We start from the raw sequence: 24872 nt of genomic DNA, 5'->3' as shown, positions 1-24872 counted from the left end.
GATCACCTGAATGCGCCCCGCACCGACCCCCGCGCCCCCTCCGGAGACGGAGATTCAGCCCCCCGGCGTTCCGGGGCTTTCCGGCCTGCTGACCCTGGCTGTGTGTGTCGTCGTGCTGGCCGCGCTCTATGTCGGACGGGAGGTTTTCCTGCCCGTCGTGCTCGCCATCCTGCTGGCGTTCGTGCTTGCGCCGTTCGTCGAGCTGCTGCGCCGGTGGCGACTCAGCCGGGTGCCGGCCGTCATCATCGCCGTGCTGGTCGCTTTAGGGATCATCGTGTCCCTGGCCACCGTCATCGGCTTCCAGGTCGCCGGCTTAGCAACCGATCTGCCGCGCTATCAGAGCACCATCGAGAACAAGATCGGCCACCTGCGCGAGGGTTCGCTCGGCAAGCTGCCGGCGCTCCTGAAGGATTTCGGCCGTCGCTTCGACCAAGCCGTCGCAGAGCCGCCGCCAGAGCAGCAGGCGCCCGCGTCTCCCAATGCCACCACGCCACCGCCGCCTGCGGAGCCGAAGCCTCTCCCCGTAGAAGTGCACGAGCCGGATCCGACACCGGCCCAGGTCGCCAGGAACGTGCTTTTGCCCCTGCTCGAGCCCCTGGCCACCATGGGTATCGTGTTTGTCGTTCTGGTCTTCATCCTCATGCAGCGCGAGGATTTGCGCGACCGGATGATCCGCCTGTTCGGGGCCAGCGACCTGCATCGCGCCACGGCCGCCATGGACGATGCTGCGCGGCGCCTCAGCCGGTATTTCCTGACCCAGCTGGCGCTGAACGCGTCCTTCGGTGTGGTGGCAGCGATCGGCCTATGGCTGATCGGGGTGCCGAGCCCCATCCTATGGGGCGTCTTTGCCACCCTCATGCGCTTCGTGCCCTATATCGGCTCGTTCCTTGCCGCCGTGCCGCCGATCCTGCTTGCCGCTTCGGTCGATCCCGGCTGGTCCATGGCTCTCATGACACTCGCATTCTATGCTATCGGCGAGCCCCTGATGGGCCATGTGGTCGAGCCTGTGGTCTATGGGCAGAGCACGGGCCTCTCACCCTTCGCCGTCGTCATTTCGGCCATCTTCTGGACCTGGATCTGGGGACCGGTCGGCCTGCTGATCGCAACGCCCCTGACCCTGTGCCTCGTGGTGCTGGGCAGGCATGTGGAGCGGCTTGAGTTTCTCGACGTGCTGCTCGGCGACCGGCCTGCCCTGACGCCGGCCGAGAACCTCTATCAGCGCATGCTCGCAGGCGATCCGGACGAAGCCCTGGAATCGGCGGAACTGCTCCTCAAGGAGCGTTCGCTGACGTCCTATTACGATGAGGTTGCCCTGCGGGGGCTCCAGCTTGCCGCCAATGACGCGACACGCGGGGTCCTCACCCACCGCCAGCTCGATCAGGTCAAGGACGTGATCCGCGCCCTGGTGCAGGACCTGGGCGGGCATGACGATGTGGAGCCCGAGCCGGAGGACACGGAGGATGAGCCGGTTGCGGCTCCTGCGAGCGAGAAGCCTGCGAACAAGGATCCGGCGGTGCCCGAGGCCCTGCCGGAGGAGAGCCGGATTCCGGAAGTCTGGAGAGCCGAGGGAGCAGTGTTGTGCGTCGCAGGCCGCGGACCTCTGGATGAAGCAGCCTCCGAAATGCTTGCGCAGCTCCTGAGCAAGCATGGATTAGGCATCCGCGTCGTGCCGCATGAGGCCGTGTCGCGCCGGCAGATCTTCAACCTGGATATGACCGGCGTGCAGATGGTGTGCATCAGCTATCTGGAGATCAGCGGCACGCCGGCGCATCTGCGCTACCTGCTGCGGCGGCTGAAGCAGAAGGCCAAGGCTCCGACCCTTGTCGGTCTCTGGCCGGCAGAAGATGCGGTGCTGAAGAGCGAGACGATGCGCGCCACGCTCGGCGCCAATTACTACGTCTCGTCCCTGCGCGATGCGGTGGTGCAATGCCTCAAGGTGGCTACCGGCGACGAGAAGCTGCCGGAGAAGGCCAATTCCTCAAGCGAAAATGAGGCAACGGCAGCCAAGCGGCTGCCGTTGCCTGCTTAACGGTTCAAGCCGCCGCTTCCTTCAGGAAGTTCTCGGCGTAGTGGCAGGCGACCTGCCGCCCGTCGAGTTCCCGCAGGGCGGGACGCTCCACCTTGCAGCGCTCTGTCACATAGGGGCAGCGGGTCGAGAACACGCAGCCCTTCGGCGGGTTGAGCGGCGAGGGAAGCTCCCCTTTCAGGATGATGCGCTTGCGCTTCACCCCGGTGATGCCGGGCGTGGAGGAAAGCAGCGCCTGCGTGTAGGGGTGCAGCGGACGCGCGTAGATCTTCTCCTTCGGGCCGTGCTCGACCGCATGGCCGAGATACATGACCAGCACGTCGTGGGCGATGTGCCGGACCACGCCGAGATCGTGCGAGATGAAGAGATAGGCCAGGCCCATCTCCTCCTGCAGGTCGGCCAGAAGGTTGAGCACCTGCGCCTGGATCGAAACGTCGAGGGCCGAGACCGGCTCGTCCGCCACCACGAGCTTCGGCGAAAGCATCAGCGCGCGCGCAATCGCGATGCGCTGGCGCTGACCGCCGGAGAACATGTGCGGGTAGCGGTTGTAGTGCTCCGGCCGCAGGCCCACCTTCGCCATCATGGCTCGCGCGCGCTCAGTGCGTTCGGAGCTTGAGAGCTTGGTGTTGATGGCCAGCGGCTCCTCCAGGATCGTGCCCACCTTCTTGCGCGGGTTGAGCGAGCCGTAGGGATTCTGGAAGACGAACTGCACCATGCGGCGCAGGTCCTTGGCATAATTTGCCGGCGGATTGACCGCATCGATCCCGTCGATGGTCAGCCCACCCTCGGTGGGCTTCTCGATCAGGGTCACCATGCGGGCGAGCGTAGACTTGCCGCAGCCCGACTCGCCCACGACCGCAAGGGTCTTGCCGGGCTCGATGGCGAAGGAAATGCCGCCGACGGCCTGCAGGGCTGCCGGTTCCTTGAACAGGCCGCGCTTGATTTTATAGACCTGCTTCAGGCCCTTGGCTTCGACAACGGGAGCCTTCACGATGCAGCCTCCGTCCCAACGGGATGATCATGCTGAATGTCGGCGCTCCGGTTTGGATCGCCGAGGGGATAATGGCAGCGGATGTGACCGCCCGCCCAGGCGCGCAGGTCGGGGCGCACGTTGCGCGAATGCTCGGTGGCGTAGGCGCAGCGCGGGCTGAACAGGCACCCCTTGGGACGGTCGTAAAGGCCTGGCACCACGCCGGGGATGGTCGCCAGACGCCCTCCCTCGCTGCGCTCGGGGAGCGCCGCCAACAGGGCGGCCGTATAAGGATGCTGCGGCGAGGCGAAGAGGTCGGCGGCGGAGCGCTCCTCCATGATCTGCCCCGCATACATCACCATCACCCGCTGCGCGGTATCGGCCACCACGCCCATGTTGTGGGTGATCATGACCAGGCCCATGTTGCGCTCCTTCTGGAGCGATATGAGCAGGTCGAGGATCTGGGCCTGGATCGTCACGTCGAGAGCGGTGGTCGGCTCGTCGGCGATGAGCAGCTTCGGGTTGCAGGCGATGGCCATGGCGATCATCACGCGCTGGTTCATGCCGCCCGAGAGCTGGTGCGGATAGGCGGACAACCGGCTTTCCGGTGACGGAATACCAACCTGACCAAGCAGCTCCACGGCCCGGCGCCCGGCGGCCTTCCGGTCCATGCCCTCGTGCAGGCGCAAGGTTTCCGTGAGCTGGAATCCGACCGTGAAGGACGGGTTGAGGCTGGTCGTCGGCTCCTGGAATATCATCGCGACGTCTTTGCCGGTGAGCTTGCGCCGGTCCTTGTCCGAGATCGTCAGGAGGTCGCGGCCGTTGAAGGCGAGCTTGTCGGCGCGCACGCGGCCAGGGAAGGGGATGAGGCCCATGAGAGCCAGCATCGTGACGCTTTTGCCGGAGCCGGATTCGCCCACGACGCCGAGCACCTCGCCCTCGTCGAGCCTGAGGCTCACGCCGTCGACGGCCCGCATGATGCCGCCTTGGGTCGGGAATTCGACCGACAGGTTTTCAATTTCTACAAGAGCCATGATCAGCGCTTCAGTTTTGGATCGAGGGCGTCGCGAAGACCGTCGCCCAGAAGATTGAAGGCAAGCACCGTGACGAGGATCGCCAGACCCGGGAAGGTTACGACCCACCAGGCGCGGAGCACGAACTCGCGGGCATCAGCCAGCATGGTGCCCCATTCGGGGGACGGAGGCTGCGCGCCGAGGCCGAGGAAACCCAGGGCTGCCGCATCCAGGATCGCGGTCGAGATGCCCAGCGAGGCCTGAACGATCAGAGGAGCGGTGCAGTTCGGCAGCACTTCCCGGAACATCAGGCGCGTCGTGCCGGCGCCGCTCACGCGGGCGGCCGTCACGTAGTCCTTGGAGGTCTCCGTGATCACCGCCGCGCGGGCAAGGCGCACGTAATGCGGCAGGATCACCAGGGCAACCGCCAGCATCGCGTTCATCAGACCCGGGCCCAGCACCGCCACGATCACGATGGCGAGCAGAAGGCTCGGCAGCGTGAGGATGATGTCCATCAGGCGCATGATGAAGATCTCGGTCATGCCTCGAAAGAAGCCTGCCACGAGACCGAGCACGGTTCCCACTGCGATCGAGATCGCCACAACGAAGATGCCGATGAGGAGCGACAGCCGCGCGCCGTGGATCAGGCGGGACAGGATATCGCGGCCGATCGGGTCCGTGCCGAGAGGATAAGCCAGCGTGCCGCCCTCCTGCCAGAACGGGGGCTTGAGAGCGATCGAAGTGTCCGTCAGATAGGGCGAGTGAGGTGCGATTACATCGGCCAGCAGCGCGATGAGCACGACGGCGACGATAACGACGAGCCCAGCGACGGCGCCGTGATTGGCGCTGAAATAGCCCCAGAACTCGCGCAAGGGATGAGGAGGTGTGGCCGTCGGCGCAGCGACGGCCGGAGCTTCCATGGTTTCAGTGGTCATCGCGTATGCCTGATGCGAGGATTGATGAGGCCGTAGGCAAGGTCGACGAGGAGGTTCACGCTCATGACGACCACGCCCAGCAGCAGCGCACCGCCCTGCAGGACGGGATAGTCGCGCCGGAAGATGGCGTCGATAAGCCACTTGCCGACACCCGGCCAGGAGAAGATCGTCTCGGTGAGAATCGCTCCGGTGAACAGCACGCCGATCTGCAGGCCGATCACGGTCACGACGGGAATGAGGGCGTTGCGCAGAGCATGCAGGGCAACGACCCGGAATCGGGAAAGACCCTTCGCCTTGGCGGTGCGGATGTAGTCCTCGCCGAGAACTTCCAGCATGGCGGAGCGTGTCATGCGGGCAATCACCGCGAGCGGCACGGTCCCGAGCACGATGGTGGGCAGGATCAGGTGCCTGACCGCCGACCAGAAGGCCTCCGGCTCGTCCGACAGGAGCGTGTCGACCAACAGGAAGCCGGTGATCGGCTCTATGTAGTACAGCACGTCGATGCGGCCCGAGACGGGCGTCAGGTCGAACTGCACCGAGAACAGCAGGATCAGGATCAGGCCCCACCAGAAGATCGGCATGGAGTAACCGGCAAGCGAGATGCCCATGACGCCATGGTCGAAGATCGAATTTCGCCTGATCGCCGCGATGATGCCTGCCGGAAGACCGAGCAGCAGCGCGAAGAGGATCGCGCAGGTGGCGAGCTCGATGGTGGCCGGGAACAGCGCCGAGAACTCGCTCAGCACCGGCTCCTGCGTGATCATGGACTTGCCAAGATCCCCCTGCAGGACGCGGGCCAGATAGATCCCGTACTGGACAAGGATCGGCTTGTCGAAGCCGTATTCCTTGCGGAGCTGTTCATGGCGTGCGGGATCGATCCCGCGTTCGCCGGCGAGGGTTTCAATCGGATCGCCTGGCACGAGGCGGATCAGGAAGAAGGCCAGCAATGTGATCCCGAGAAAGGTCGGAATGATCAAGCTGACGCGAGTGAGGATGAAGCGGAGCATCGGCTGAATGTAAAAAGGCGGAGCGGCCTTAGAAGCCGCTCCGCCGTAGGTTGAAGGGAAGTGAGCTTACTTGCTGTTGATGTCCACGCCGTAGAAGGTGTGGCGACCGAACGGCGAGAGCTTGAAGTCCACGACTTCCTTGCGGACCGGCTTCAGCTGCACGGCGTGAGCCACCGTGAACCAGGGAGCCTGCTCCTTGAAGATCAGCTGAGCCTGCTCGTAGAGCTTCGTGCGCTCGGCCTGGTCCGTCGTGACCTTCGCCTTCGTCACGAGATCGTCGAAGGGCTTGTGGCACCACTTGGCGATGTTCGAGCCGGAAGCGCTCTGCGCCGAGGCGCAGCCCAGCAGGGTGTGCAGGAAGTTGTCCGGATCGCCGTTGTCGCCGGTCCAGCCGAGCTGAGCCATCTGGTGCTCGCCGGCCTGAGCCCGCTTGCGGTACTCACCCCACTCGAAGCTCTTGATCTCGGCCTTCACGCCGATTTTGGCGAGGTCGGCCTGCATGAGCTCCGCGATGCGGCGCGCATTCGGATTGTAGGGACGCTGAACCGGCATCGCCCACAGGTCGGTCTCAAGGCCGTTCGGGTAGCCAGCCTCGGCGAGCAGCTTCTTGGCCGCTTCCGGGTTGAACTCGTCTTCCTTCACGGACTCGTTGTACGACCACATGGACGGCGGGATCGGGTTCTTGGCCGGAACGCCCGAGCCGAGGAACACGGCGTCGACGATCGCCTTCTTGTTCATGGCCATGTTGAAGGCCTTGCGGACGCGCACGTCGTCGAAGGGCTTCTTCGTGGTCTGATAGGCGAGGTAGCCGACGTTCAGGCCTGCCTGCTCGAGGATCTGAACGTTCGGATCCTTCTTCATCGCCTCGAGGTCAGCCGGGTTCGGATACGGCATGACATGGCATTCGCCCTTCTGCAGCTTCGCCCAGCGCACGGAGGCGTCCGGGGTGATCGAGAAGACGAGGTCGTCGATCTTCGCCTTGCCGGCCCAATACTCGGGGAACGCCTTGTAGCGGATGATCGCATCCTTCTGGTATTGCACCAGGTAGAACGGGCCGGTGCCGATCGGCTCTTGGTCGATCTTCTCCGGGGTGCCGGCCTTCATCATGGCATCGGCGTATTCCTTCGACTGCACGCTCGACCACATCATGGCCATGTTGGCCAGGAACGGCGCCTCAGGCTGATTGAGGGTGATGCGGACGGTGTAGTCGTCGACCTTTTCCACCGACTTCAGCAGCTTGGGCATGCCCATGTCGTTGAAGTAGGAGTGGTTAGGGCTCGTGACCTTGAAGAAGGGGTTCTCTTCCTTCCACTGACGCTCGAACATGAACACGATGTCATCGGCATTCATGTCGCGGGTCGGCTTGAAATTCTTGTTGGAGTGCCACTTCACGCCCTTGCGCAGGGTGAAGGTGTACACGGTGCCGTCGGCGGAGACGTCCCACTTCTCGGCGAGGCTGGGAACGACCTTGGTGCCGCCGCGCTCGAACTCGACGATACGGTTGTAGATCTGCTCAGCGGCGTCGAAGGACGTGCCGGTGGTGTTCACGCCAGGGTAGAAGTTCTCGGGGCTGCCTTCGGAGCAGTAAACGAGGGTCTTGGCGGCCAGGGGGGCACCGGCCAGGAAAGCCGGAACGCAGATGGCTGCGAAAAGGGCTGATTTTTTCATTACCTTTGGTCCTCTGAGACGGCTCTACTCATGGCCGTTCTGTGACGGAGTTAAGGTGCGAAGCCCCGATATTGTCAATCTGTCCATGCAACAATGGATAATTTTTAGAGGAAATTAACCATTTTCTGCCTGCGAGGCAGCCTTAAAGAGAGCTTCTTAAGGTCAAATTTGCGCGATTCTTCACAATTTCGTCAATGGCCGTGCAGGGCAGGTTTGTCCACAATCGCGTGCGGGATCCGCTGTGCACGTGATATCATCATTGCTGCTTTTGACCGGCCGCTTCACTGACCTTCGCGGCGAGGTCGATGCGGGTGAACGGCTTGTGCAGCATCAGATAGCCATCCGGAACGCGCTTGGGATCGGCGTATCCGGTTATGAGCAGGATACCGACGCCGGGGCGGACCTCATGGGCCTTGTCGGCGAGCTCGGTTCCCGTCATGCCCGGCATGGCAAAGTCAGCGATCAGCACGTCGAGCTGGTCGTCGGCTTTCAGGATGTCGAGGGCTGAAGATCCGTCGGCGGCTTCCACGACCCGATGGCCCATCTCGCTCAGGTAGGCGGCTGTGACCGTGCGCACTTCCGCATCGTCATCCACGAGCAGGATACGAACTTTGGGAGCATCGGGAGCGATGGAATGCTCCTCGTGGGGTCTGCCGTCCTGCGCCTTCACGGCGCGGGAGAGGTAGAGTTCCACCGTCGTGCCGACACCGACCTTGCTGTGGATCGTCACCGTGCCGCCGGATTGCTGCGCCAGACCGTAGACCATCGGAAGACCCAGGCCCGTACCCTTGCCCACCTCCTTCGTAGTGAAGAAGGGCTCCAGCACCCGCGCCAGCACCTCCGGCGGAATGCCGGTGCCGGTATCCGTCACCGAGATCACCACGTAATCCCCGGCGGTAAGATCGGTGATCCGGCCGTCCTCGACCGCCTCTTTGCGGGTCGAGAGGGTGAGAACACCGTTCTCCGCCATGGCATCGCGGGCGTTGATGCACAGGTTCAGGATAGCCAGTTCGAGCTGGTCCGGGTCCACCATGGCGGACCAGAGCTCATCCACGAGATGCCGCTCGATCCGAATCACACCGCCGAGCGTGCGAGTCAGCAGGTCGCTCATGCCGGCGATGACCTGGTTCACGTCCACAGCCTGCAGTCGCAGGTCGCGCTGGCGGCTGAAGCTCAGGAGCCTCTGGGTCAGGGATGCGCCCCGCTCTGCCGCATAGGTGGCATTCTGCAGGAGCCGCGTCAGGCGCGGATCATCAGGAGCCCTGCGCGAGGCGAGGTCCAGGCTGCCGAGCACGGCCATCAGCAGATTGTTGAAGTCGTGGGCCACGCCCCCGGCCAGGGTCCCGAGAGCCTGCATCTTGTCGGCCTGACGCAGGCGCATCTCCATCAGCTTGCGCTCCGTGATGTCGCGCTCGATGGTGGCAAGGTTCGTCACGGTGCCCTGATCGTCCAGGATCGGGATGTGGTTGATGAGACACCACTGCGTCCTGCCGTCAGGCAGCGTGCGCTCCTCGATCACCTCGTCGGGCTGGCGCGCCTCGATGGCGCGGCGCTCCGCCTCCTCGATCATCGTCGCCCGCTCGGGCGAGACGTAATCCCTTTCCTTGTGGCCCAGGCAGTCGCCGGCCGTGCATCCGAGGCTTCTCGCCTTGCTCGCATTCAGGCGCACGAAGCGGCCTTCCAGATCCTTGAACGAGATCAGGTCGCCCGTGCTCTCCATCAGCCCGTGCAGGAGTGCGCGTTCGGTATCGAGCTCCCGTGCCAGCAGCCGCCGCTGATAGGCGGCGGCGACCATGTTGGAGAGGGCGGCGGGATCCCAGGGTTTGGGCACGTAGGCCATGATGCGGCCTTTGTTGACCGCGCCGATAACAGCCTTCAGATCCGCATAACCGGTAAGAAGAATGGCCTCTGCATCCGATACGTTTCGAGCTTTCGCCAGGAACTCGTCGCCCTGCATCTCCGGCATGCGCTGGTCCGAGATGATGATGGCGATTTCCGGCTCACGCTGAAGGATGTCCAGGGCCTGGGTCGGGGACGAGGCCGTCAGCACCCGGTAGTCGTTCTCGAAGAGGTCCTCGAGTGCGACCAGGATATCCGGCTCGTCGTCGACGACCAGGATCGTGCCATTCGTTGGATTCATCTCGCTCGACAAGGTCATGAAACAATCTGCCTCGGGATCGTGATGATGAAGCTGGCACCGCCGGCCGGCCCCGCAGTCACCGTGATCGACCCCTTGTGGGCCTGGACCACGCTATAGGCGATGGCCAGACCAAGTCCAGTTCCAGACCCGACGGGTTTGGTCGTGAAGAACGGCTCGAAGATGCGCTCCCGCAGTTCGGGTGGTATTCCCGGTCCCGTATCGGTGATCCTGATCGTATAGGTTGTCTCGTTGCTCTCGGTTTCAATGTCTATGCCGCCGGTTCCCTTGATGGCATCGGCCGCATTGCCGACGATGTTCATCACGACCTGATTGAGAAGGGCCGGCGAACAGTAGAGATCCGGAGCCGCGTTGTAGCGGCGGCGCACATCGATCCGGGTGCCGAGCTTATGGCCCAGGAGGGCCAGCACGGTCTCGATCGATTCGGGCACATTGACGGTCTGGAAATCGCCTTCGTCCAGACGCGAGAAGCGCCGGAGATTGAGGACCAGTTCCTGAATCCGGCCGAGCCCCAGCTTCATGGCGCCGATGCGGTCACGGGATTTCTGAACCTGTCGCTCCAAGCCTGCATCGTGCGGCAGCTTGGCGGCGATTTCGGCGAGCAGCCGTTCCACCGTCCCCTGGTGCGCCTGAATGAATGCCAGGGGATTGTTGATCTCGTGGGCGATGCCCGCCACCAGCTCGCCGAGGGAGGCCATCTTGGCGGCCTGGACGAGCTGGGCCTGCGTTCCCTTCAGGAGGTCGTTGGCCTCTTCCAGCTCGCGGTTCGCCTTGGCGAGCGCCTCCGCCGAGGCGGCTTCGGCCCGAGCGCGGGCAAGGGCGATCTCGCGCTCGCGCAATTCCGCCTCGATGCGCCAGTTCTCGTCCTGCATGAGCTTGCGCCGCACGAGGGCGCGAATGCGCACCCGCATCCCGTCGGCTTCGATGCCTGAGGGGACGATGTCGTCGATACCTGCGGCAAAGGCCCGGGCGAGGAGCTGGCCGCCCTCCTCCTTGCCGAGGCCCACGATGGCGAAGCTCGGAGCGTCTGCTCCCGGCAGTGGAGCCAAGCCCCGGTAGACGTTGAACTGGCGGCACAGCTCGATGCCGTCGAAGTTCGGGCTCAGCAGGTTGACCAGAATGCAGTCCCAGGTGGCATCCGCCGAGCGCATCAGCCGGAGCGCCTCGGAAGGGTCCGCCGCGGTCGTGACGGCATAGCCTTCATGGCCCAGCATGTTCTGGAGGTAGGTGCGCTGCGTGATGCTGTCGTCCACGATCAGGATGCAGGCCCGCCGGAAGGCCCCGAAACTGGGAGACTGCCGCTCCTCCCGCGAGTCGCCGATCGGCAGCGAGCGCCGGCGCAGCAGCGCCTTGATTCGCAGGATGATCAGCTCCTGTTCGGCGGATTTGGAGATGTACGCGTCGGCCCCGCTCTCCAGCCCCTGCCGTTCGACGGTGCGCTCCCGGGCCTCCGTGAGCATGATGACGGGAATGGCGCGCGTGCGAACGTTCAGGCGCATCTGCCGGGTCAGCTCATCCCCGTTCATGCCCGGCAGGTGAAAATCGGCGATGACGAGGTCGGGAAGCTTCTCGTTCAGCCCGTCGAGGGCGGCCTCCGCGGTCGAACGCCAGGACACATGAAAGCCGTTCGTCTCCAGCATGTGGCGCAGCTGCAGCGCCTGGGTCTCCGAATCCTCGACAAGAAGGATTTCGGCAGCCTGCGTCATGGCCTCCGCACTCATTCGACCTCTCCTCGGGCCAGGCGCAGGATACGGGGTGCGATCATGTCGAGGGGCAGGCTGACATTGACGCCGCCCATGCGCGCCGCCGCTGCCGGCATGCCATAGACGACGGCGGTGCTTTCGTCCTCCGCCACCGCATAGCCGCCGGCCTGGCGCAGCTCGACGAGGCCCTGGGCGCCGTCCTCCCCCATGCCGGTGAGGATCACCCCCAGGCCCCTGCGGCCGAGCGAGCGCGCCATCGACTGGAACAGCATGGTGGCCGAGGGACGCTGGTTGCCGAGCGGGGGCTCGGCGCTCAGCTTCAATGTGCCGGCCGGGGAGACGAGCAGGTGCCGGTCGCCGGGCGCGACATAGACACGGCCGGCGACGGGGACTTCCTGGTCTTGGGCGAGGCGTACCTCGAGGGGGGTCAACCCGTTCAACCAGGAGGCGAAGCCTTCCATGAAGGGAGCCCCCATGTGCTGGACGAGCAGGATCGGCAGCGGAAAGTCCGTGGGCAAGGCGCCGAGAACCTTTGCGAGCGCAGGAGGTCCACCGGTCGACGCGGCAATCCCCATGAGGCTCGGCCGCATCATGCTCCATTCCGGTTCGCGCCGGGGCGCGCTGGTGTCACGCCACGGCGTGATCGAGCGCTGCCGAACCACGGGCACCTGGCTCATGATGTAGAGCTGGGTGCAAATGGTGCTGGCGATGGCGGCATAGCCGTCGCTGGAGAGGCCGACAGGCTTCTCCACCACCGTGAGCGCACCGGCCCGCAGGGCGTTCATGGAAATCTTGAGCGACGAGTCCTCGATGCTGTCGGCAATGACCACGATGGGCGTCGGGTGCTCCGACATGATCCGGCGCGTCGCCTCCAATCCGTCCATTCCCGGCAGACGGATGTCCATGGAGATCACGTCCGGTCGAATGCGGCCGATCTCCCGCAGCGCCTCCTCGGCCGAGCCGACGGCGGCGGCCACCACAAGGCGCGGGTCGCTGGCGATGATATGGACGAGCAGCTGACGGACAACGAGGGAGTCCTCGACGACCATCACCCGAACCTGCAACTGAGGCGCCATACTCATCGCATGAAACTCACAACACCTGTCCGATCGTGGCCAGCAAATCGCGCTGATCGAACTTCTGCTTGGTAATATAGGCGCTCGCGCCGAGATCGAGACCCTTGCGCACGTCCTCCGGATCGGCCCGGGACGTCATCAGGATCACCGGCAGGGTGGAGAGCCTCGGGTCGTTCTTGATCGCCTGCAGCAGGCCGAAGCCGTCCATGCGCGGCATTTCCACGTCGGCGATCACGAGATCGATCATGGCCTCGCCCGAGCGCAGCACATGAAGGGCGTCGATGCCGTCGACGCTGAGGAGAACCTCGTAGCCCTGCGCCTCCAGGATGCTCTTCTCCAGGGTGCGGGTGGTGATGGAATCGTCAACCACGAGAATCGTCCTGGCTTGGCGCTCCTCCTCCGGAGCCCATCCTGTGAGGCCGAGGCCGCCGGCCGCGAGGCGACCCTCGTTTCTGATCCAATGCTCGATCAGCCTGTCCGGGCTGAGCACGAGACCCGGCATTTCGTCTTCCAGAAGCACGGTGCCCGAGACCAGATCGTTCAGCCCGATGGCCTGCACGTCGCTGACGAGCATCGTCCGCACGTCATGGACGGCATTGACCGCGAGGGCGCAGGTCCGGGAGCCATGGCGGACGAGAACGGCTTTCACGTGTCCAGCCTCGGTAGGGAGGGGAGCATTGGGAGATCCTGTCAGGGCCGCGAGGGCGACAAGGGGAACGACAGCGTCCTGCCCACCGATCTCGATCCGGGCTGCCGGACGGCCCTCCACGCTTTCCAGGGCGTTCGCACGCAGTCGCAGGAGGCGCTCCACCGCATGGGCGGGCAGTCCGTACATGCGGCCCTCAGCCTCCAGCAGCAGCAGGGGCTGACGGGCGGCCGTGAACGGCACGTTCAGCACAACCTCCGTGCCATGCGGATAGCGAGGCCGGAGCAGAGCGGATCCTTGCAGCTTGCGAACCGCTTCCGCCACGACGGATAGGCCCATGCCGCGGCCGGACAGCCTGTCGACCTCGCCCGCCGTCGAGAAGCCCGGCGTGAAGACGAGGGCGAGCAGCTGATCCATCATGGGCGGCGGGTGGCCTGGAGCCCTGGGCTGGAGCAGCCCGCGCTCGATGGCGACCTGCTCGATGCGAGCGAGATCGGGGCCGCGCCCGTCGTCGCGGATGCCGATGACGAGACGACCGCCGCGCGAGGCCAGCTCCAGGGTGACCTCGGCCCGCTCGGGCTTGCCCTTGGTGATCCGTTCGTCAGGCGGTTCCGCGCCATGGCTCACCGCATTGCGCAGGAGATGCATCACCGGATCCTTGAGGGCCTGAAGCACCTGCCGGTCGACTTGGATGTCGAGCCCGATGCTGCGCACATGCACGTCGCGACCGGCCTTGCGGGCGATCTCGCGCACCATCTGCCCGAAGCCGCCGAATACCGTCTCTGCCGAGACGAGCGACACCCGGTCGATGTTCTCGCGAACCTGCCGGGCGGCTTGATCGATGGACCAGCTCGACTGCCGGCGTTCGCGGGTCAGGGCGGAGACCTTGCGGAGCAAAGTCTTCAAGCTCTGGTCGAAATCGCGCAGGCGCGGGGCGAACGACGCGGTGCTGCGCTGGGTGGCATTGTATCCGTGCTGTGCGTTCGCGCCCAAGGCGTTCATCTGCTCTTGCAGGTGATCCCAGTTCCGCCTCAAGCCACGGCTATCGATCTCGATCTGCCGCAAGTCATCGTCCAGGCTTTCGTTCGCCTGCAGCACTGTCAGAAGCTGGTGCATGGAGGTAGAGAGTTCCTCCATCTGCTCGGCCGATACGCGCAGGTACGAGCCGCCGCCGGAGTCGACGATCGTGTCGGCTTGTGCAAGCGAGGGCTCCGACTCGCGAGGTGCCGTCGGCGATGCCGGCGCGGACTGCACAGGCGCCCGCACAGCGGGCGGCTTCAGGACATCGGCAACGAGGTCCTCGATCGTGTCCAGGTTCCGCCGCACCGTGGCGAGCGTCGGCTCGTCAAGGGATTGCTGCCCTTCCAGAACCTGCCAGAACACGGCTTCGAGCTGGTGCGCGACGTCTTCCACCGCAGGCAGATCGACGGCCCGGGCCGCTCCTTTCAGGCTATGCGCCCGGCGAAAGACATCCGTCAGGTCGATCTCGCCCCGGCCGGCATGATCGAGCGCGGATCGGATCGCATCGAGATGCTCCCGATGTTCCACCTCGAAGGCCACCAGAAGCTGTTTGCGGATATCCGTCACGATGCGCGCATCTCCTTGTCCGACGCCCTAGAGACGGTAGCGTTCGGCCAAGCCGAGGAGCTGCTGCGAGAGCTGGGACAGGTTCGCCGCCGCCGTGTCGAGCTGGCGGGTGCCGGCGGCCGTCTGCTGGCTCGCCTGACGGATGTTCTGCAGGGCGCTCATCACCTGCTCGATGCCGAGCTGCTGCTGGTTCGTCGAGGCCACGATCTGCTGGAAGGTCTGCACGCTTTCCTGAATCTGGCCCGAGATGCCGGTGATCGTCTGCTGCGTAATGTCGGTGCGTTCCTTGCCGGCGGTCACGCGCTTGACGGCCTCCTCGGTCAGCATCACGGACGAGTTGATGCCGCGCTGGATGTCGCCCAGGATCGAGCGCACCTGCGTGGTCGCGTCCTTTGCCTGATCGGCAAGCGTCTTCATCTCGGACGCCACGACCGCGAAGCTGCGGCCGTTCTCGCCGGCCGCGGCCGCCTCGATGGCCGCGTTGAGCGCCAGAAGATGCGTGCGCTCCGAAATGTCGTTGACGGACGCGATGATCTCGCCGACGGCCTGGGTCTTCTCGCTGAGCGCCACGATGTTTTCCGCCACCGCTTCGGCCTGCTCACGGATCGCATCCATGGCGCGCGCGGTGTCGTCGACGGCCTGCAGGCCGGACATGCTGGTCTGCGCTGCGGCCTGGGCGGAGGCGATGACCTCCTGGGCTCGCTTGCCGATCTGGGCGCCCGAATGAGTGATCTCGTCGACGGTCGCGGCGGTCTCCTGAACGGCCGCAAGCTGCTCCTCGACGGAGGCCGCCTGCTCCTGGGTCGATGCGCGGATTTCCGCCGCGGCGGCGTTCAGGTTCTCCGTCGCCTCGCGGCTCTGCCGGGCAAGCTGACGCAAGCCCTCGACCATGGAATTGAGCGTGACGCCGAGATGCCCGATTTCATCCTTGCCGGTCACGGCCATCTGGCCGCCCAGCTCGCCGCGTCCCACCCGCTCGACGAAGTTCATGAAGGCGTTGAGCGGCGTCACGATGGAGGATCGCAGGAAATAGCTGATGATCAGGCTGAGCAGCGCGGTGCCCGCGAGGGCGACGATGATCGAGGTTCGGCTTCTCTCGTAGATCTCGCCGGCCTGCCGCTGCCCGATTGCGTTGGCCTCGGCCAGAACGGCTCTGGCGTTGTCGAGGGTCCGGATCCATTCGCTGCGTCGCTCGTCCAGGATCGCCTGAGTTCTTTGCATGGTCGCGAGGTCGCCGCTCTGCAGTTCCGCGAATTGCCGTTCACTGGCGGCTCGCAGCTGGCGTAGGCCTTCACTCGCCTCCCTGAGCAGTTCCGCAACCCGCTGCCAGGCAGCCCCACGTTCCGGAGTGATCGATTGCGCGGCAAAGCCGCTCGCCATGGACGTTGCCTGGGCGATATCCGCCTCCGCCTTTGCGGCCTGCCTTGTCCACTCCTGGATGCGGTCCTCAAAGGAAACCTGCTGGCCGAGAGCGCGAAGCAAATAACCCGCCATGATCTGCTGCCGCAGATTGCGCATGATGTTCTGATCGTCGTCGATGACCTCCAGCTGTCGCATCAGCGTGATGTCCCGCGACACGATCCGTTCCGTTGTCTGGCGAACGTCGTCGAGACGGTTGATGGAGTAAACGCTCAGCCCGACCATGAGGGTGACGATGGCGGCAAAGCCGAGAAGAATGCGGTTGGCGATCGAGATCGTCACGTCAGGCTCCAGAAGCAGAGAAGGAGGGCAGGAACGGGCGCAGAAGACGCTCGGTATCCAGAAGTGAAAGGATTTCGGGCCGCTCGGCAGCGATGTCCTGCACGCGGGCATAGCCGGCCACCGCATCGCTCCGGAAGCCCGCGGCGTCCTCGCCCGTCAGCGGACGGATGTCGGCGACCGCATAGGCACGGTCGACCCTGAGGGCTACCTGCGGCTGATCGCGACGGAGAAGCACGAAATGGTGGTCTTCATCCTCCGTGGAGGATGGCTCGATGCCGAGCGCGAGCGCAAGGTCGATCACGCTCACCAGTCGCCCGTTCCGGCCGAACAGGCCGACCAGGGCCGGCGGTCCATCCGGAATGGGCATGTATTTCTGTGGGGGCAGCACCTCGGCGACGGTCTCGATCGGAATCCCGAAGCGCTCGCGGCCGGAGCCGCAGACAAGGGCGCGCGGCAGGGCCTGTGCCGGAGATGCCCCATCCTTGCGCCGCGATGCGAGGCTCTCGGTTCTCTCATCCAGGATATGCTGCACCCGCTCCTCGGCCGAGCGGATCCTGCCTCTTTCGATCTGCCTCAGCTTGCGGCGCACCGATTCCGCCATGGTCATGCCTTCCGTCTCGACGGCCTTGCCGCATCGAGGTGGATGCGCACCAGGTCACGCAATTCCCTCGCGGTCACCCCGTCCCCTTCGTCGAGCGGGCAATCGTCTGCCACCGCTGCGACGCTCTGAGCCGCATGGGTCAGGGAGCGACGCCCAGGGGCCGACCGTCCCTCGGCGAGCAGCAGGAGTCCGAGATGGTAGTGAGCCATGGCGAAGTTCTTATCGAGATAAAGGCTCTTAAGGAAGCTTTTCTCAGCCTCGTCAGGGCGCCCCAGTGCCCGAAGAATGAGGCCTTGGTAAAAATACAGCGCGGCATTCAGGGGCTCGGTGACGAGAGCCCTCCGGCAGAGTTCCGCGGCCGCTGCAAAGTCGCCCGCATTCGCGCGCGTCTTGATATCGCCGAGAAGATCGCCGGCCGCCTGGGGTACGGGAAGAGGTGGTGCCTTCTGCTGGGTCTTCGTGAGGCGCGGGAGGGCCGGTGTGCGAGGTGGCGCTTCAAGTCCCGGTTCAGGCAGAAGGGGTTTCCACTCCTGCAGGGTGGCCCTGGGTTGCGACGGGACAGGCACTGGCAGTGGCGCAGTGCCGGCGCCACGCCGGTAGGCGACAGTCCCAGGCAGGTTCAGAATCTGCATCATCGTGGAGAACGCAGGGTTGGGCTCGGCGTGGCCCAGCAGCATCCAGCCATCGTCGCCCAGTCGGTCGCGCAGGGCCTCGACGATCCGGGTGACCGTGTCGGGATGGAAGTAGATGAGGACGTTCCTGCACAGGATCAGGTCGAAGTCGGTGATTTCAAGCGGCGAGGTGCCATCGAGCAGGCTCAGCAGGTTGTGCCGCTCGAAACGCACCAGGGCGCGGAACTCCCGCCGCACCTCCCACTGCTCCTTGCCAGTGCCGACGAAATAGCGCTGCCGCTGCTCCTCGGGCATGGAGCGAAGCGCCCATTTGCCGAATCGCGCCTGCCGGGCCGCTTTCAGGAAGCTGTCGTTGATGTCGGTTCCGACAATGCTGACGCGCCACGCTCCCAGGCTCTCGCCGAGGATCTCATTGGCCAGAATGGCCAGGGAGTAAGGCTCGGCTCCGGTCGAGCATCCGGCGCTCCAGATCCGCAGCCGCCGCGTGGCGGCTTTCCTGGCGATGATCTCGGGCAGGATGGTCTCGCGCAGGGCGGCGAACTGCTCCGCGTAGCGGAAGAAGAAAGTTTCGCCGATGGTGATCTCGGCCTCTAGCTTTCCCCATTCCGCCGGGCCCGAGATCAGGTCGTCGAGCAGAGTCAGATAGGCGCTGGAATCGGGCAGGCCCGTGGCGCGCAGGCGCTTGCGCACGCGCTCCCACAGGAGGTCGTCCTTGTCCTGATAGTAGAAATGCCCCGTACGCTCGATCACACGGCTTTTCAGGTGGGGAAAGCCGGCGTCGAGCTGCGGAACAGGATTGGTCCGTGCGGCCATCAGGCCGACACCGCCCATTCGTCAAGGCGGCTTTGAGCCTGGCGTCCGAGTTCCGCCAGGGCCTGCTGTTCTTCCCTAAGCAGGATCCGCTCGGCGGAAAGGAGATGCACGAGCCGGTCACCCCAGGTGACTTCGGCTTCGACGCAGCCGTTCAGGGTCTCGGCCTGTTTGACGTCCGAGAGCTGCGCGGCATTCACCGTCGCCACATCCAGAACCCGGTCGACAAGGAGTGCGCTGGGGCCGGCCGAGCCACCGGCTCCGATCAGGATCAGGTGCCGGTAGAGATCGGCCTCCGGAGCGTCCTCAGCCTTCTGAAGGCCGAACAGCACGTCGAGCCGAAGGACCGGAACCGCGTCTCCGCCGAGATTGAAGAAGCCGGCGACCGGCCGGGGCATGGCCGGGGGGCGCCACAGGCGGGGCAGGGGCAGGAACTCGCGCACGGCGCTCCGGTGCAGGGCACAGGCGGTGCCGCACACATCGAAGATTATGATCTGCAGGCTCGCCATGGATCAGATCGCTGGACGCCGGTTCGGGGGGTGAAGGTCTTGGTGAACATTAGATAGGCACCGGGCCGCCCCAGGCAACCGCACGGTCAGGCTGCTACTGGGCCACCTGATCGGTGGCCTCGCGGATAGCGTTCAGTCCGACGCTGGCCTCTTCCGAATGACCGGTCCGCTGGACGGCCCGGAAGACCTGCTCGGCGTCTTTGTAGCGCCCGAGATTGAAATAGGACCAGCCGCGAATCAGCAGCAGATCGTTCTGCTCCGGCACGAGCCGCGCCCGCTCGCTCAAGGCAAGAAGGGTCTCGACGTAGCGCTTGTCGCGATAGGCTGCCAGGGCCCGCTGGGTCAGGATCGACGCTCCGAGCTCCACCTGGCGCGAGCGGGTCTGGGGCGCCTCGGCGGCCGCGACGGCGGCCTCGGAGGTCAGGTTCTTGCGCAGATAGGCCAGGGACTTGCCATAGGCGGCTTCTTCGCGGGACCGGCTGCTGCCGGTGGCGATCGCCTGGTCGAAGGCGGCGACGGCCTCCAGAGGCCGGTTGATCTCCATCAGGCACCAGCCCCGGGTGAGAGCCGCGTCGCCGGAGAGGCCCGCGGGGTTGCGCGTCATGGCGCAGCTGCGCCCCAGGACGGAACGGGCCTGGGTCTGGCGGACCCGCACACCCTCCTCGGTCCGGACGAGAGGCTGTTCAACCTCGACACGCTCCACCGTGACCTGACGGGACACGGCAGGGCGAGGCGTGGCATCCACCTCGACCCGCGGCTGGACCGGAGCGGATCGCTGCCCGGAGCGGGCATTGGTGCCATCCGCGAGATCGGCGATGCGTTCTGAACGGTTCCGCCACCGGGCGACAACGGCGTTGAACGCCGCCCGCTCGTTCAGGCGCTGCGTGGACAAGGCAAGGCCGTAGGCCGAGGGTTCATCCTCGGGCTTCCAGCCGAGAGCCGTGCGGAACCAGTCCCGCGCAGTGCGGATCTGCTCCGTGTTGTAGGAATACCAGCCGAGAGCCTGAGCGGCGTCGGGGAAGCGCTGTGCCGTCACGGCCGGAACGATCCGGCCAACCACTTGAGCATCGAGCCGCGGCGGCGGATCCTGGCTGAGGAGCGCCGTGGCGATGTCCAGGTAGATCTTCATGTTCTCGGGAGCGCGCTCGCGCCACTCATAGGCAAAGGCCTCGGCCTCCGCGAGCCGTTCGAGCGCCCTCAAGGACATGGCATAGCCTTCGGCCGCCTTGGCGGCGCCGTTGCGGTCGAGGGCCGTCTTGAACAGCTCGAGCGCCCGTGCCGGATTGCCATGGTGGTAGTTGTACCAGCCGAGGACCAGCACCGGGCCGGCCTCGTTCGTGTTCCGGATCAGCCGCTCGACCGCCGCGAGATCCTCGGCCGACGCGGTCATCTTGCTGTCGAGGGAAGCGCGCTCGACCCTGCGGCGGGCCAGCTCGTCGCGGATGGAGCCGAAATCGTCCGGGGTCTCGCCGGTCCGGCCCTCGAACTGGAGCAGATCCGTGACCTGCTGTTCCGGCAGCAGGGTGAGGGCTTTCTGCAATGTCGCGAGGCGTTCGGCCGGATTGGCGCAGTTCATCAGGAGATAGGTGTAGACATCCCGGGTCCGGGTGGGCTGATCCGTCCGGGCGAACGCCTCCGCCACGCGCCAGAGCACGTCCACATTCGTGCAGGTGAGAAGGCCGGGGGATTCCGTCGCCACGGACAGCACGGTCTGCCATTGGCCGGAATCGGAAGCATTCACCAGACGGCGGCGCGCCTCCACCGTTTCGAGAGCCGTGACCAGTTCCTCCGGCGGCTTCCAGTTCGAGTCCGCGGCCTGGCGTTCGGCAATCGCGGCGCGGACTTCGGCGATCCGGTCTTCGCGGTAGAGGTTCCACAGGCGCTCGATAATCGGGTCGGGTGCCGCGTTGCCACCTGCGGAGAGTTGCGACAGATCGCTAGGCGGGGTCCAGTTGGGATAAAGAGCGCGAAGCCGAGCGATCTCGGCGTTCACCCTTCGGGTATCGCCCTGGGATGCGAAATAGCGCAGAGCGGATTCGTCGACCTGCGGCTGAGATCCATTGACGGGAGGTGACTCGGACGGCTGCGGTCCGGCGGGCGGCTGGGCGCCGGGGCCGGTCTGCTGCGCAATGGCTGCAAATCCCAGAATCAGGATCGCAGTCGTTATGGCGCTGCCGACGAGACGCATTGCGGATATTTCTCACCCAGCAGGGATTTCGCCAAAAGGTACAGGGTCGACGGGTAATAGAGGCTTGGCTCGAAGGTTCTCAGCGCTGCCGGAACAGGCGTTCCGTCGAGCGCACAGGCCAGAGCCGCGTGAAGAATGGCATAACCCTGGTCCGCCAGCCGTTCCCGGATCTGTCCGGTCACCACGTTGACCACGGCAACGCCTTCGTTCTCCGCAGACCAGCGCTGCTTGAGGGCTCTCAGCCACTCCATATCCGTCATCCCTGCTCTCAACAGGTAAAGCGGTATCCTTAAGGAGTTGTAACCAAACTCCGGCGGGAAGCCGTCTGCCGGCTTGGGCTGCAATCCGTTCTCAAGGGAGAGCCAGTCCGCCGGAAGCCGCACGCGGCCCGAGGCGGCCTGCTGAAGAAGCAGCACCCCGTCGCGCCAGACGCGATTCCATTCGTATTCCGGCGCGAGCGCCGCCATCACGGGAAAGGCCTCGAAGACCCAGTAGGAAAGGTTGACCACCGGGCCGTCTGGACGGTCCCCGGCTCCAAAGCCGTCGGCGCCGGGCAGGAGAAGGAGGGAGCGCCCGCTTCGGGCAAAGGTGTTCTTGCCGATGGCCTTGGCGAGCTTCCGGGCTGCAGCGGTATAGCGGGGTTCCTGCCAGACCTCCCCGGCCTTTGCCAGCGCGTAGGCGATGAGAAGATCGCCATCCGTGGCGTTGTTGCGGTCCGTCACCCGGGGCTTCGCCTCAGGGTCCCACTTCCACACTGCCAGACCGTCGTCCCGGATGAGGAGCTCGGTGAAGGTGAAGCTCCAGATCTGCTCGAAGGAGCGCCGGTCTGAGGCCGCGAGCGCCAGAAGCAGGCCGTAGCCCTGGCCTTCGCTGTGGCTGATGTTGCCGTTGGCTGTATCGACCACCCGGCCGCTGTCCTCGACGAACCGGGAGCGGTACGCCTCCCAATCGGCCGCCGAGACGGTTCCCACGATCTTCAGCGGCTGAACGGAGAGGTTCTGGGACGATGCGCTCATCACCATGACGAGGGAGAATATGGCGACAAGCCATGGCAGGAACGGCGCGCGGCGAGACACCTGCAGCGTCATGAGCGTCGTCCCAGCCGGCTCAGGAGCAGGGCGGTGGCGACGCCGAGGAACGTGCAGCATACCAGCATGACGAGTGCATACTGGAGGATGTTGGCGGACATCCAGTTCGCCGCGACGAGGCGAAGATTCGTCACCGAAAGCGGCTGGGTCTGCACGAAGCGGTAATCGTTGATGGGCTCGATCTGCAGCTTCATCTCCCGCGGCTCCAGGGCGATCGCGCGTCCCGAGACCTGCGACCAGAGCAGGGGGTTGGCCAGGCGAGCCATCTCGTCCGCCAGGGCGCGGTCCGTGCGGGCCGTCACGAGCGTCCAGACGCCCGCATCTTCCGTTCGGCTCTGGGCCATGAGCAGGGAGGCCCGCTGCGGCGGTTCGTAGGGCGCGTCGGTGCGCTCCTCCAGCCGCAACGACGAGAGGGAGAGGCTGAAGGTTTTCTCCAGCCAGTCCTGCACGGCCCCGATCGTCTGCTGAATGACGCCGCGGCGCTGGAACGTGTCGGACCAGCGCCGGCGGACCTCGTCGGTCGAGGCCGTTTGATTGGGCGATGCCTGGCTCAGAGGCATGGTGAAATCCGCGCTGGCGGTCTGGGCCGCTCCTTTGTCGCCGGCAACCGGCGTCGAGGGCCAGAGCATGCGCAGGTGCTCCGTCACCCGCACGCGGTTGAGCATGCCGGGTGGGATCTGGTCGACCGCGCCGATGAACAGAACGGATTCGGTATCGGCTGAAGCCGCATTGGCGAACTGCGCCCGAACCGGCTGGCCGGCGCTGCGCGCCATGCGGGCCAGCAGGGTTCCGGCAGCGGAAAGGTTCAACGGGTCGGGCCGCGCGAGGACGACGGTGGTGGGCAGGTCTTCGTCGGAGAAGCGACCGGCCCCGAGAACCGCCAGATCGGGCAGGCGGCCGATCCGGCCGAACTTCGGAAACTCGAGGGTCGTGGTGTCGAACAGCACGAAGCGGTTCGTCTCGGAGAGGGTTTCTCCCGGTGCGCAGCGTGCGTCTGCGTCCGTGTTCAAGGCCGCTTCGAGGGAAATGCGGTTGAGCCCGGACCTGAAGTTCTTGAGCGGGACACGGACGGTATGCCGCCGCACGATGTCGCCTTGCGTGGTGATCGTCATCTGCGTGCTGATCATGCCGTTGACGAATACGTTCACGTGGCTGCCGGGTCGGACCGCCGACGTATAGGCTGCATCGAGGTGCAGGATCGCTTCCCCGTATTCGGTGGCATAGAAGTCCGATGGAAGATTGATGGCGAGATCCGTCTTCAGGCGCCGGCCGGAAAATTCCTGCGTCGGCACGCCAAGCTCGGCAAAGCGGAAGGACTGATCACCGAAGGCTGTCGGAACCTCGGGCCAGTGCCAGGAGGCCGTGTCGATCATCCCGCGATCGGCATTGAGCGGGTTGAGGGTCTGAGTCCTGACGATTCCGATCGCCGTGTCGAGATCCTGCCAGGTGGGGCCTGCGACCACCAGGGTCGAGCCGCTGGAGCCCGGCTCCTGCATCATCATGGTCAGGGGCTGCACCGAAGCAGCGTCCGGAATGCCGGACACGAGGCCGCGCAACTCGCCGGCCAGGCCCATGGCGACCTTGATGGTCCCGACAGGCGAGGGACCCGGATCGGATTCCATCACCTGGATCACGGGATGGGCATAGCGTCCACGCAGGGCCACCGTCTGCACGAGACGCAGCAGCCGGTCCCGCATCTCGGGCCTGTAGATCTTGGGTGCAACCACCCGGATCGTCGTGACACCCGTGTTGTCCACCCCCACGGCTGGCAGATCGTCCAAGCCGCGAAGAGTCTTGGTCGCCCCCTCGGCGAAGATGAGGCGCGTGGAGGCTGAATCCACGTCGGTCCAGAGCTCATAGGTGGCCGCAATGGTGCAGTCCGTCCGATGGCGCTGAAGGGCTTCCATGCGGATGATGTTCTGCCCCGGGCGGAGAAGGCCGGGGCGGATCGACGACGTCACGCGCTTGATGTCGTTCGACGAGGAGATCGGCGTGTCGAGCACGGATTCTCCGTTGATCGCGATCCTCAGGCGAGAGCCCTCGGGCATGACCACGACGGCATTCTTGTATCCCATGGAGAAGGTCGCGCCGCTCGCGGCCTCGTCCTGCGTGAGATGGAAGGTCCAGGATCTGGCGTCTGTTTCACCCTCGAAGCGGAGCGTCTCGAAGGGAAGGATCGGCCGCTCGATGCGCGCAACGCTGCGCGCCGCCGGAGCAGTGGTGGCAACCGGCGCACGGACGGGCGAGGGAGCGTTTCCAACCGCCCCTGCCGAGGGAGCTGCATTGCGCGGTCCCATGCTGAAGGGCGCGGCTGTGCCGGCTGACGGCGTCGGATCTGCCGGTCGTGGAGTTGGTGCTGCAGCCGGTGGCGAGCCGGGCTGGCGCATGTCGAAGGGGGAAGCAGGCGCCGCCTGATTTGGCGCCGGCGCCGGGCTCGTCTGTTGCCCGCTTGAGCCGCCAGGAGCCATGTTGAATGGCGTCGCCTGAGCGAGTGCGCTTGGTGCACCGATCGCTTGCAGGCCCAGCAGGAAGGGGATCAGAACGCGGCGCACGA

Annotated in this window: 17 protein-coding genes; 1 reads left to right on the top strand and 16 read right to left on the bottom strand. The window is 65.4% G+C overall.

Annotated features, from left to right (window positions below; translation table 11 throughout):
- Positions 1-10: 10 nt before the first annotated feature.
- Positions 11-2029 (top strand): AI-2E family transporter, encoded by a 2019-nt coding sequence (locus tag MA07_RS20285; RefSeq protein ID WP_036355858.1) that lies wholly within the window; start codon positions 11-13, stop codon positions 2027-2029.
- Between the two features lie 4 nt (positions 2030-2033).
- On the opposite strand, the gene MA07_RS20280 is transcribed toward MA07_RS20285, so the two are convergent.
- The 16 genes from MA07_RS20280 to MA07_RS20205 form a co-directional block, all read right to left on the bottom strand.
- On the bottom strand, positions 2034-3017 hold the full coding sequence (locus MA07_RS20280) for a peptide ABC transporter ATP-binding protein (RefSeq protein WP_036355855.1): 984 nt from the start codon (positions 3015-3017) through the stop codon (positions 2034-2036).
- Complete coding sequence (locus MA07_RS20275; RefSeq protein ID WP_036355854.1) at positions 3014-4030, bottom strand: oligopeptide/dipeptide ABC transporter ATP-binding protein; 1017 nt, start codon at positions 4028-4030, stop codon at positions 3014-3016. The genes MA07_RS20280 and MA07_RS20275 overlap by 4 nt, the downstream gene beginning before the upstream one ends.
- Positions 4031-4032: 2 nt before the next feature.
- The gene (locus MA07_RS20270) at positions 4033-4944 is read right to left on the bottom strand and encodes an ABC transporter permease subunit (protein ID WP_036355851.1); all 912 of its coding nucleotides are present in this window, start codon (positions 4942-4944) and stop codon (positions 4033-4035) included.
- Positions 4941-5951: an ABC transporter permease subunit gene (locus MA07_RS20265; protein WP_036355848.1), complete on the bottom strand. Its 1011-nt coding sequence runs from the start codon at positions 5949-5951 to the stop codon at positions 4941-4943. Before MA07_RS20265 ends, MA07_RS20270 begins: the two co-directional genes overlap by 4 nt.
- A gap of 66 nt (positions 5952-6017) precedes the next feature.
- Positions 6018-7619 carry an ABC transporter substrate-binding protein gene (locus MA07_RS20260; protein WP_036355845.1) on the bottom strand — a complete coding sequence of 534 codons (1602 nt, stop codon included), beginning with the start codon at positions 7617-7619 and terminating at the stop codon, positions 6018-6020.
- Positions 7620-7875: 256 nt separating this feature from the next.
- Positions 7876-9777 (bottom strand): response regulator, encoded by a 1902-nt coding sequence (locus tag MA07_RS20255; RefSeq protein ID WP_036355843.1) that lies wholly within the window; start codon positions 9775-9777, stop codon positions 7876-7878.
- Positions 9774-11498: a response regulator gene (locus MA07_RS20250; protein ID WP_036355841.1), complete on the bottom strand. Its 1725-nt coding sequence runs from the start codon at positions 11496-11498 to the stop codon at positions 9774-9776. Before MA07_RS20250 ends, MA07_RS20255 begins: the two co-directional genes overlap by 4 nt.
- Complete coding sequence (gene cheB / locus MA07_RS20245; RefSeq protein WP_036355838.1) at positions 11495-12562, bottom strand: chemotaxis-specific protein-glutamate methyltransferase CheB; 1068 nt, start codon at positions 12560-12562, stop codon at positions 11495-11497. The genes MA07_RS20250 and cheB overlap by 4 nt, the downstream gene beginning before the upstream one ends.
- A 10-nt stretch (positions 12563-12572) precedes the next feature.
- Positions 12573-14789, bottom strand: coding sequence for a response regulator (locus MA07_RS20240; RefSeq protein WP_036355835.1), 2217 nt, complete (start codon positions 14787-14789; stop codon positions 12573-12575).
- A 27-nt stretch (positions 14790-14816) separates the two neighbouring features.
- Positions 14817-16490 (bottom strand): methyl-accepting chemotaxis protein, encoded by a 1674-nt coding sequence (locus MA07_RS20235; RefSeq protein WP_036355831.1) that lies wholly within the window; start codon positions 16488-16490, stop codon positions 14817-14819.
- 1 nt (position 16491) lies between these two features.
- Positions 16492-17097: a chemotaxis protein CheW gene (locus tag MA07_RS20230; RefSeq protein ID WP_052003366.1), complete on the bottom strand. Its 606-nt coding sequence runs from the start codon at positions 17095-17097 to the stop codon at positions 16492-16494.
- Positions 17094-18536, bottom strand: a complete 1443-nt coding sequence (locus MA07_RS20225; protein WP_036356012.1) for a protein-glutamate O-methyltransferase CheR — start codon at positions 18534-18536, stop codon at positions 17094-17096. Before MA07_RS20225 ends, MA07_RS20230 begins: the two co-directional genes overlap by 4 nt.
- Positions 18536-19042, bottom strand: a complete 507-nt coding sequence (locus tag MA07_RS20220; RefSeq protein ID WP_036355829.1) for a chemotaxis protein CheW — start codon at positions 19040-19042, stop codon at positions 18536-18538. Before MA07_RS20220 ends, MA07_RS20225 begins: the two co-directional genes overlap by 1 nt.
- A 94-nt stretch (positions 19043-19136) precedes the next feature.
- A complete protein-coding gene (locus tag MA07_RS20215) occupies positions 19137-21230 on the bottom strand; it encodes a tetratricopeptide repeat protein (protein ID WP_052003365.1) in 2094 nt (697 codons plus the stop codon).
- Positions 21206-22318, bottom strand: a complete 1113-nt coding sequence (locus tag MA07_RS20210; protein ID WP_052003364.1) for a glycosyl hydrolase family 8 — start codon at positions 22316-22318, stop codon at positions 21206-21208. The genes MA07_RS20215 and MA07_RS20210 overlap by 25 nt, the downstream gene beginning before the upstream one ends.
- On the bottom strand, positions 22315-24870 hold the full coding sequence (locus MA07_RS20205; protein WP_081929076.1) for a cellulose biosynthesis cyclic di-GMP-binding regulatory protein BcsB: 2556 nt from the start codon (positions 24868-24870) through the stop codon (positions 22315-22317). Before MA07_RS20205 ends, MA07_RS20210 begins: the two co-directional genes overlap by 4 nt.
- Positions 24871-24872 lie beyond the last annotated feature (2 nt).

The organism is Microvirga sp. BSC39, from assembly GCF_000739015.1.
GTDB lineage: Bacteria > Pseudomonadota > Alphaproteobacteria > Rhizobiales > Beijerinckiaceae > Microvirga.
Note: the sequence above shows the minus strand (reverse complement) of the source record. Positions and strands in the feature narration are given on the sequence as shown.

Bases quoted from the DNA above. Each gene is read 5' to 3' on its own strand.
- MA07_RS20285 (WP_036355858.1), top strand. From the start codon at position 11: ATGCGCCCCGCACCGACCCCCGCGCCCCCTCCGGAGACGGAGATTCAG.
- MA07_RS20275 (WP_036355854.1), bottom strand. From the start codon at position 4,030: ATGGCTCTTGTAGAAATTGAAAACCTGTCGGTCGAATTCCCGACCCAA.
- MA07_RS20270 (WP_036355851.1), bottom strand. From the start codon at position 4,944: ATGACCACTGAAACCATGGAAGCTCCGGCCGTCGCTGCGCCGACGGCC.
- MA07_RS20265 (WP_036355848.1), bottom strand. From the start codon at position 5,951: ATGCTCCGCTTCATCCTCACTCGCGTCAGCTTGATCATTCCGACCTTT.
- MA07_RS20260 (WP_036355845.1), bottom strand. From the start codon at position 7,619: ATGAAAAAATCAGCCCTTTTCGCAGCCATCTGCGTTCCGGCTTTCCTG.
- MA07_RS20255 (WP_036355843.1), bottom strand. From the start codon at position 9,777: ATGACCTTGTCGAGCGAGATGAATCCAACGAATGGCACGATCCTGGTC.
- MA07_RS20250 (WP_036355841.1), bottom strand. From the start codon at position 11,498: ATGAGTGCGGAGGCCATGACGCAGGCTGCCGAAATCCTTCTTGTCGAG.
- cheB (WP_036355838.1), bottom strand. From the start codon at position 12,562: ATGAGTATGGCGCCTCAGTTGCAGGTTCGGGTGATGGTCGTCGAGGAC.
- MA07_RS20230 (WP_052003366.1), bottom strand. From the start codon at position 17,097: ATGACCATGGCGGAATCGGTGCGCCGCAAGCTGAGGCAGATCGAAAGA.
- MA07_RS20225 (WP_036356012.1), bottom strand. From the start codon at position 18,536: ATGGCCGCACGGACCAATCCTGTTCCGCAGCTCGACGCCGGCTTTCCC.
- MA07_RS20220 (WP_036355829.1), bottom strand. From the start codon at position 19,042: ATGGCGAGCCTGCAGATCATAATCTTCGATGTGTGCGGCACCGCCTGT.
- MA07_RS20215 (WP_052003365.1), bottom strand. From the start codon at position 21,230: ATGCGTCTCGTCGGCAGCGCCATAACGACTGCGATCCTGATTCTGGGA.
- MA07_RS20210 (WP_052003364.1), bottom strand. From the start codon at position 22,318: ATGACGCTGCAGGTGTCTCGCCGCGCGCCGTTCCTGCCATGGCTTGTC.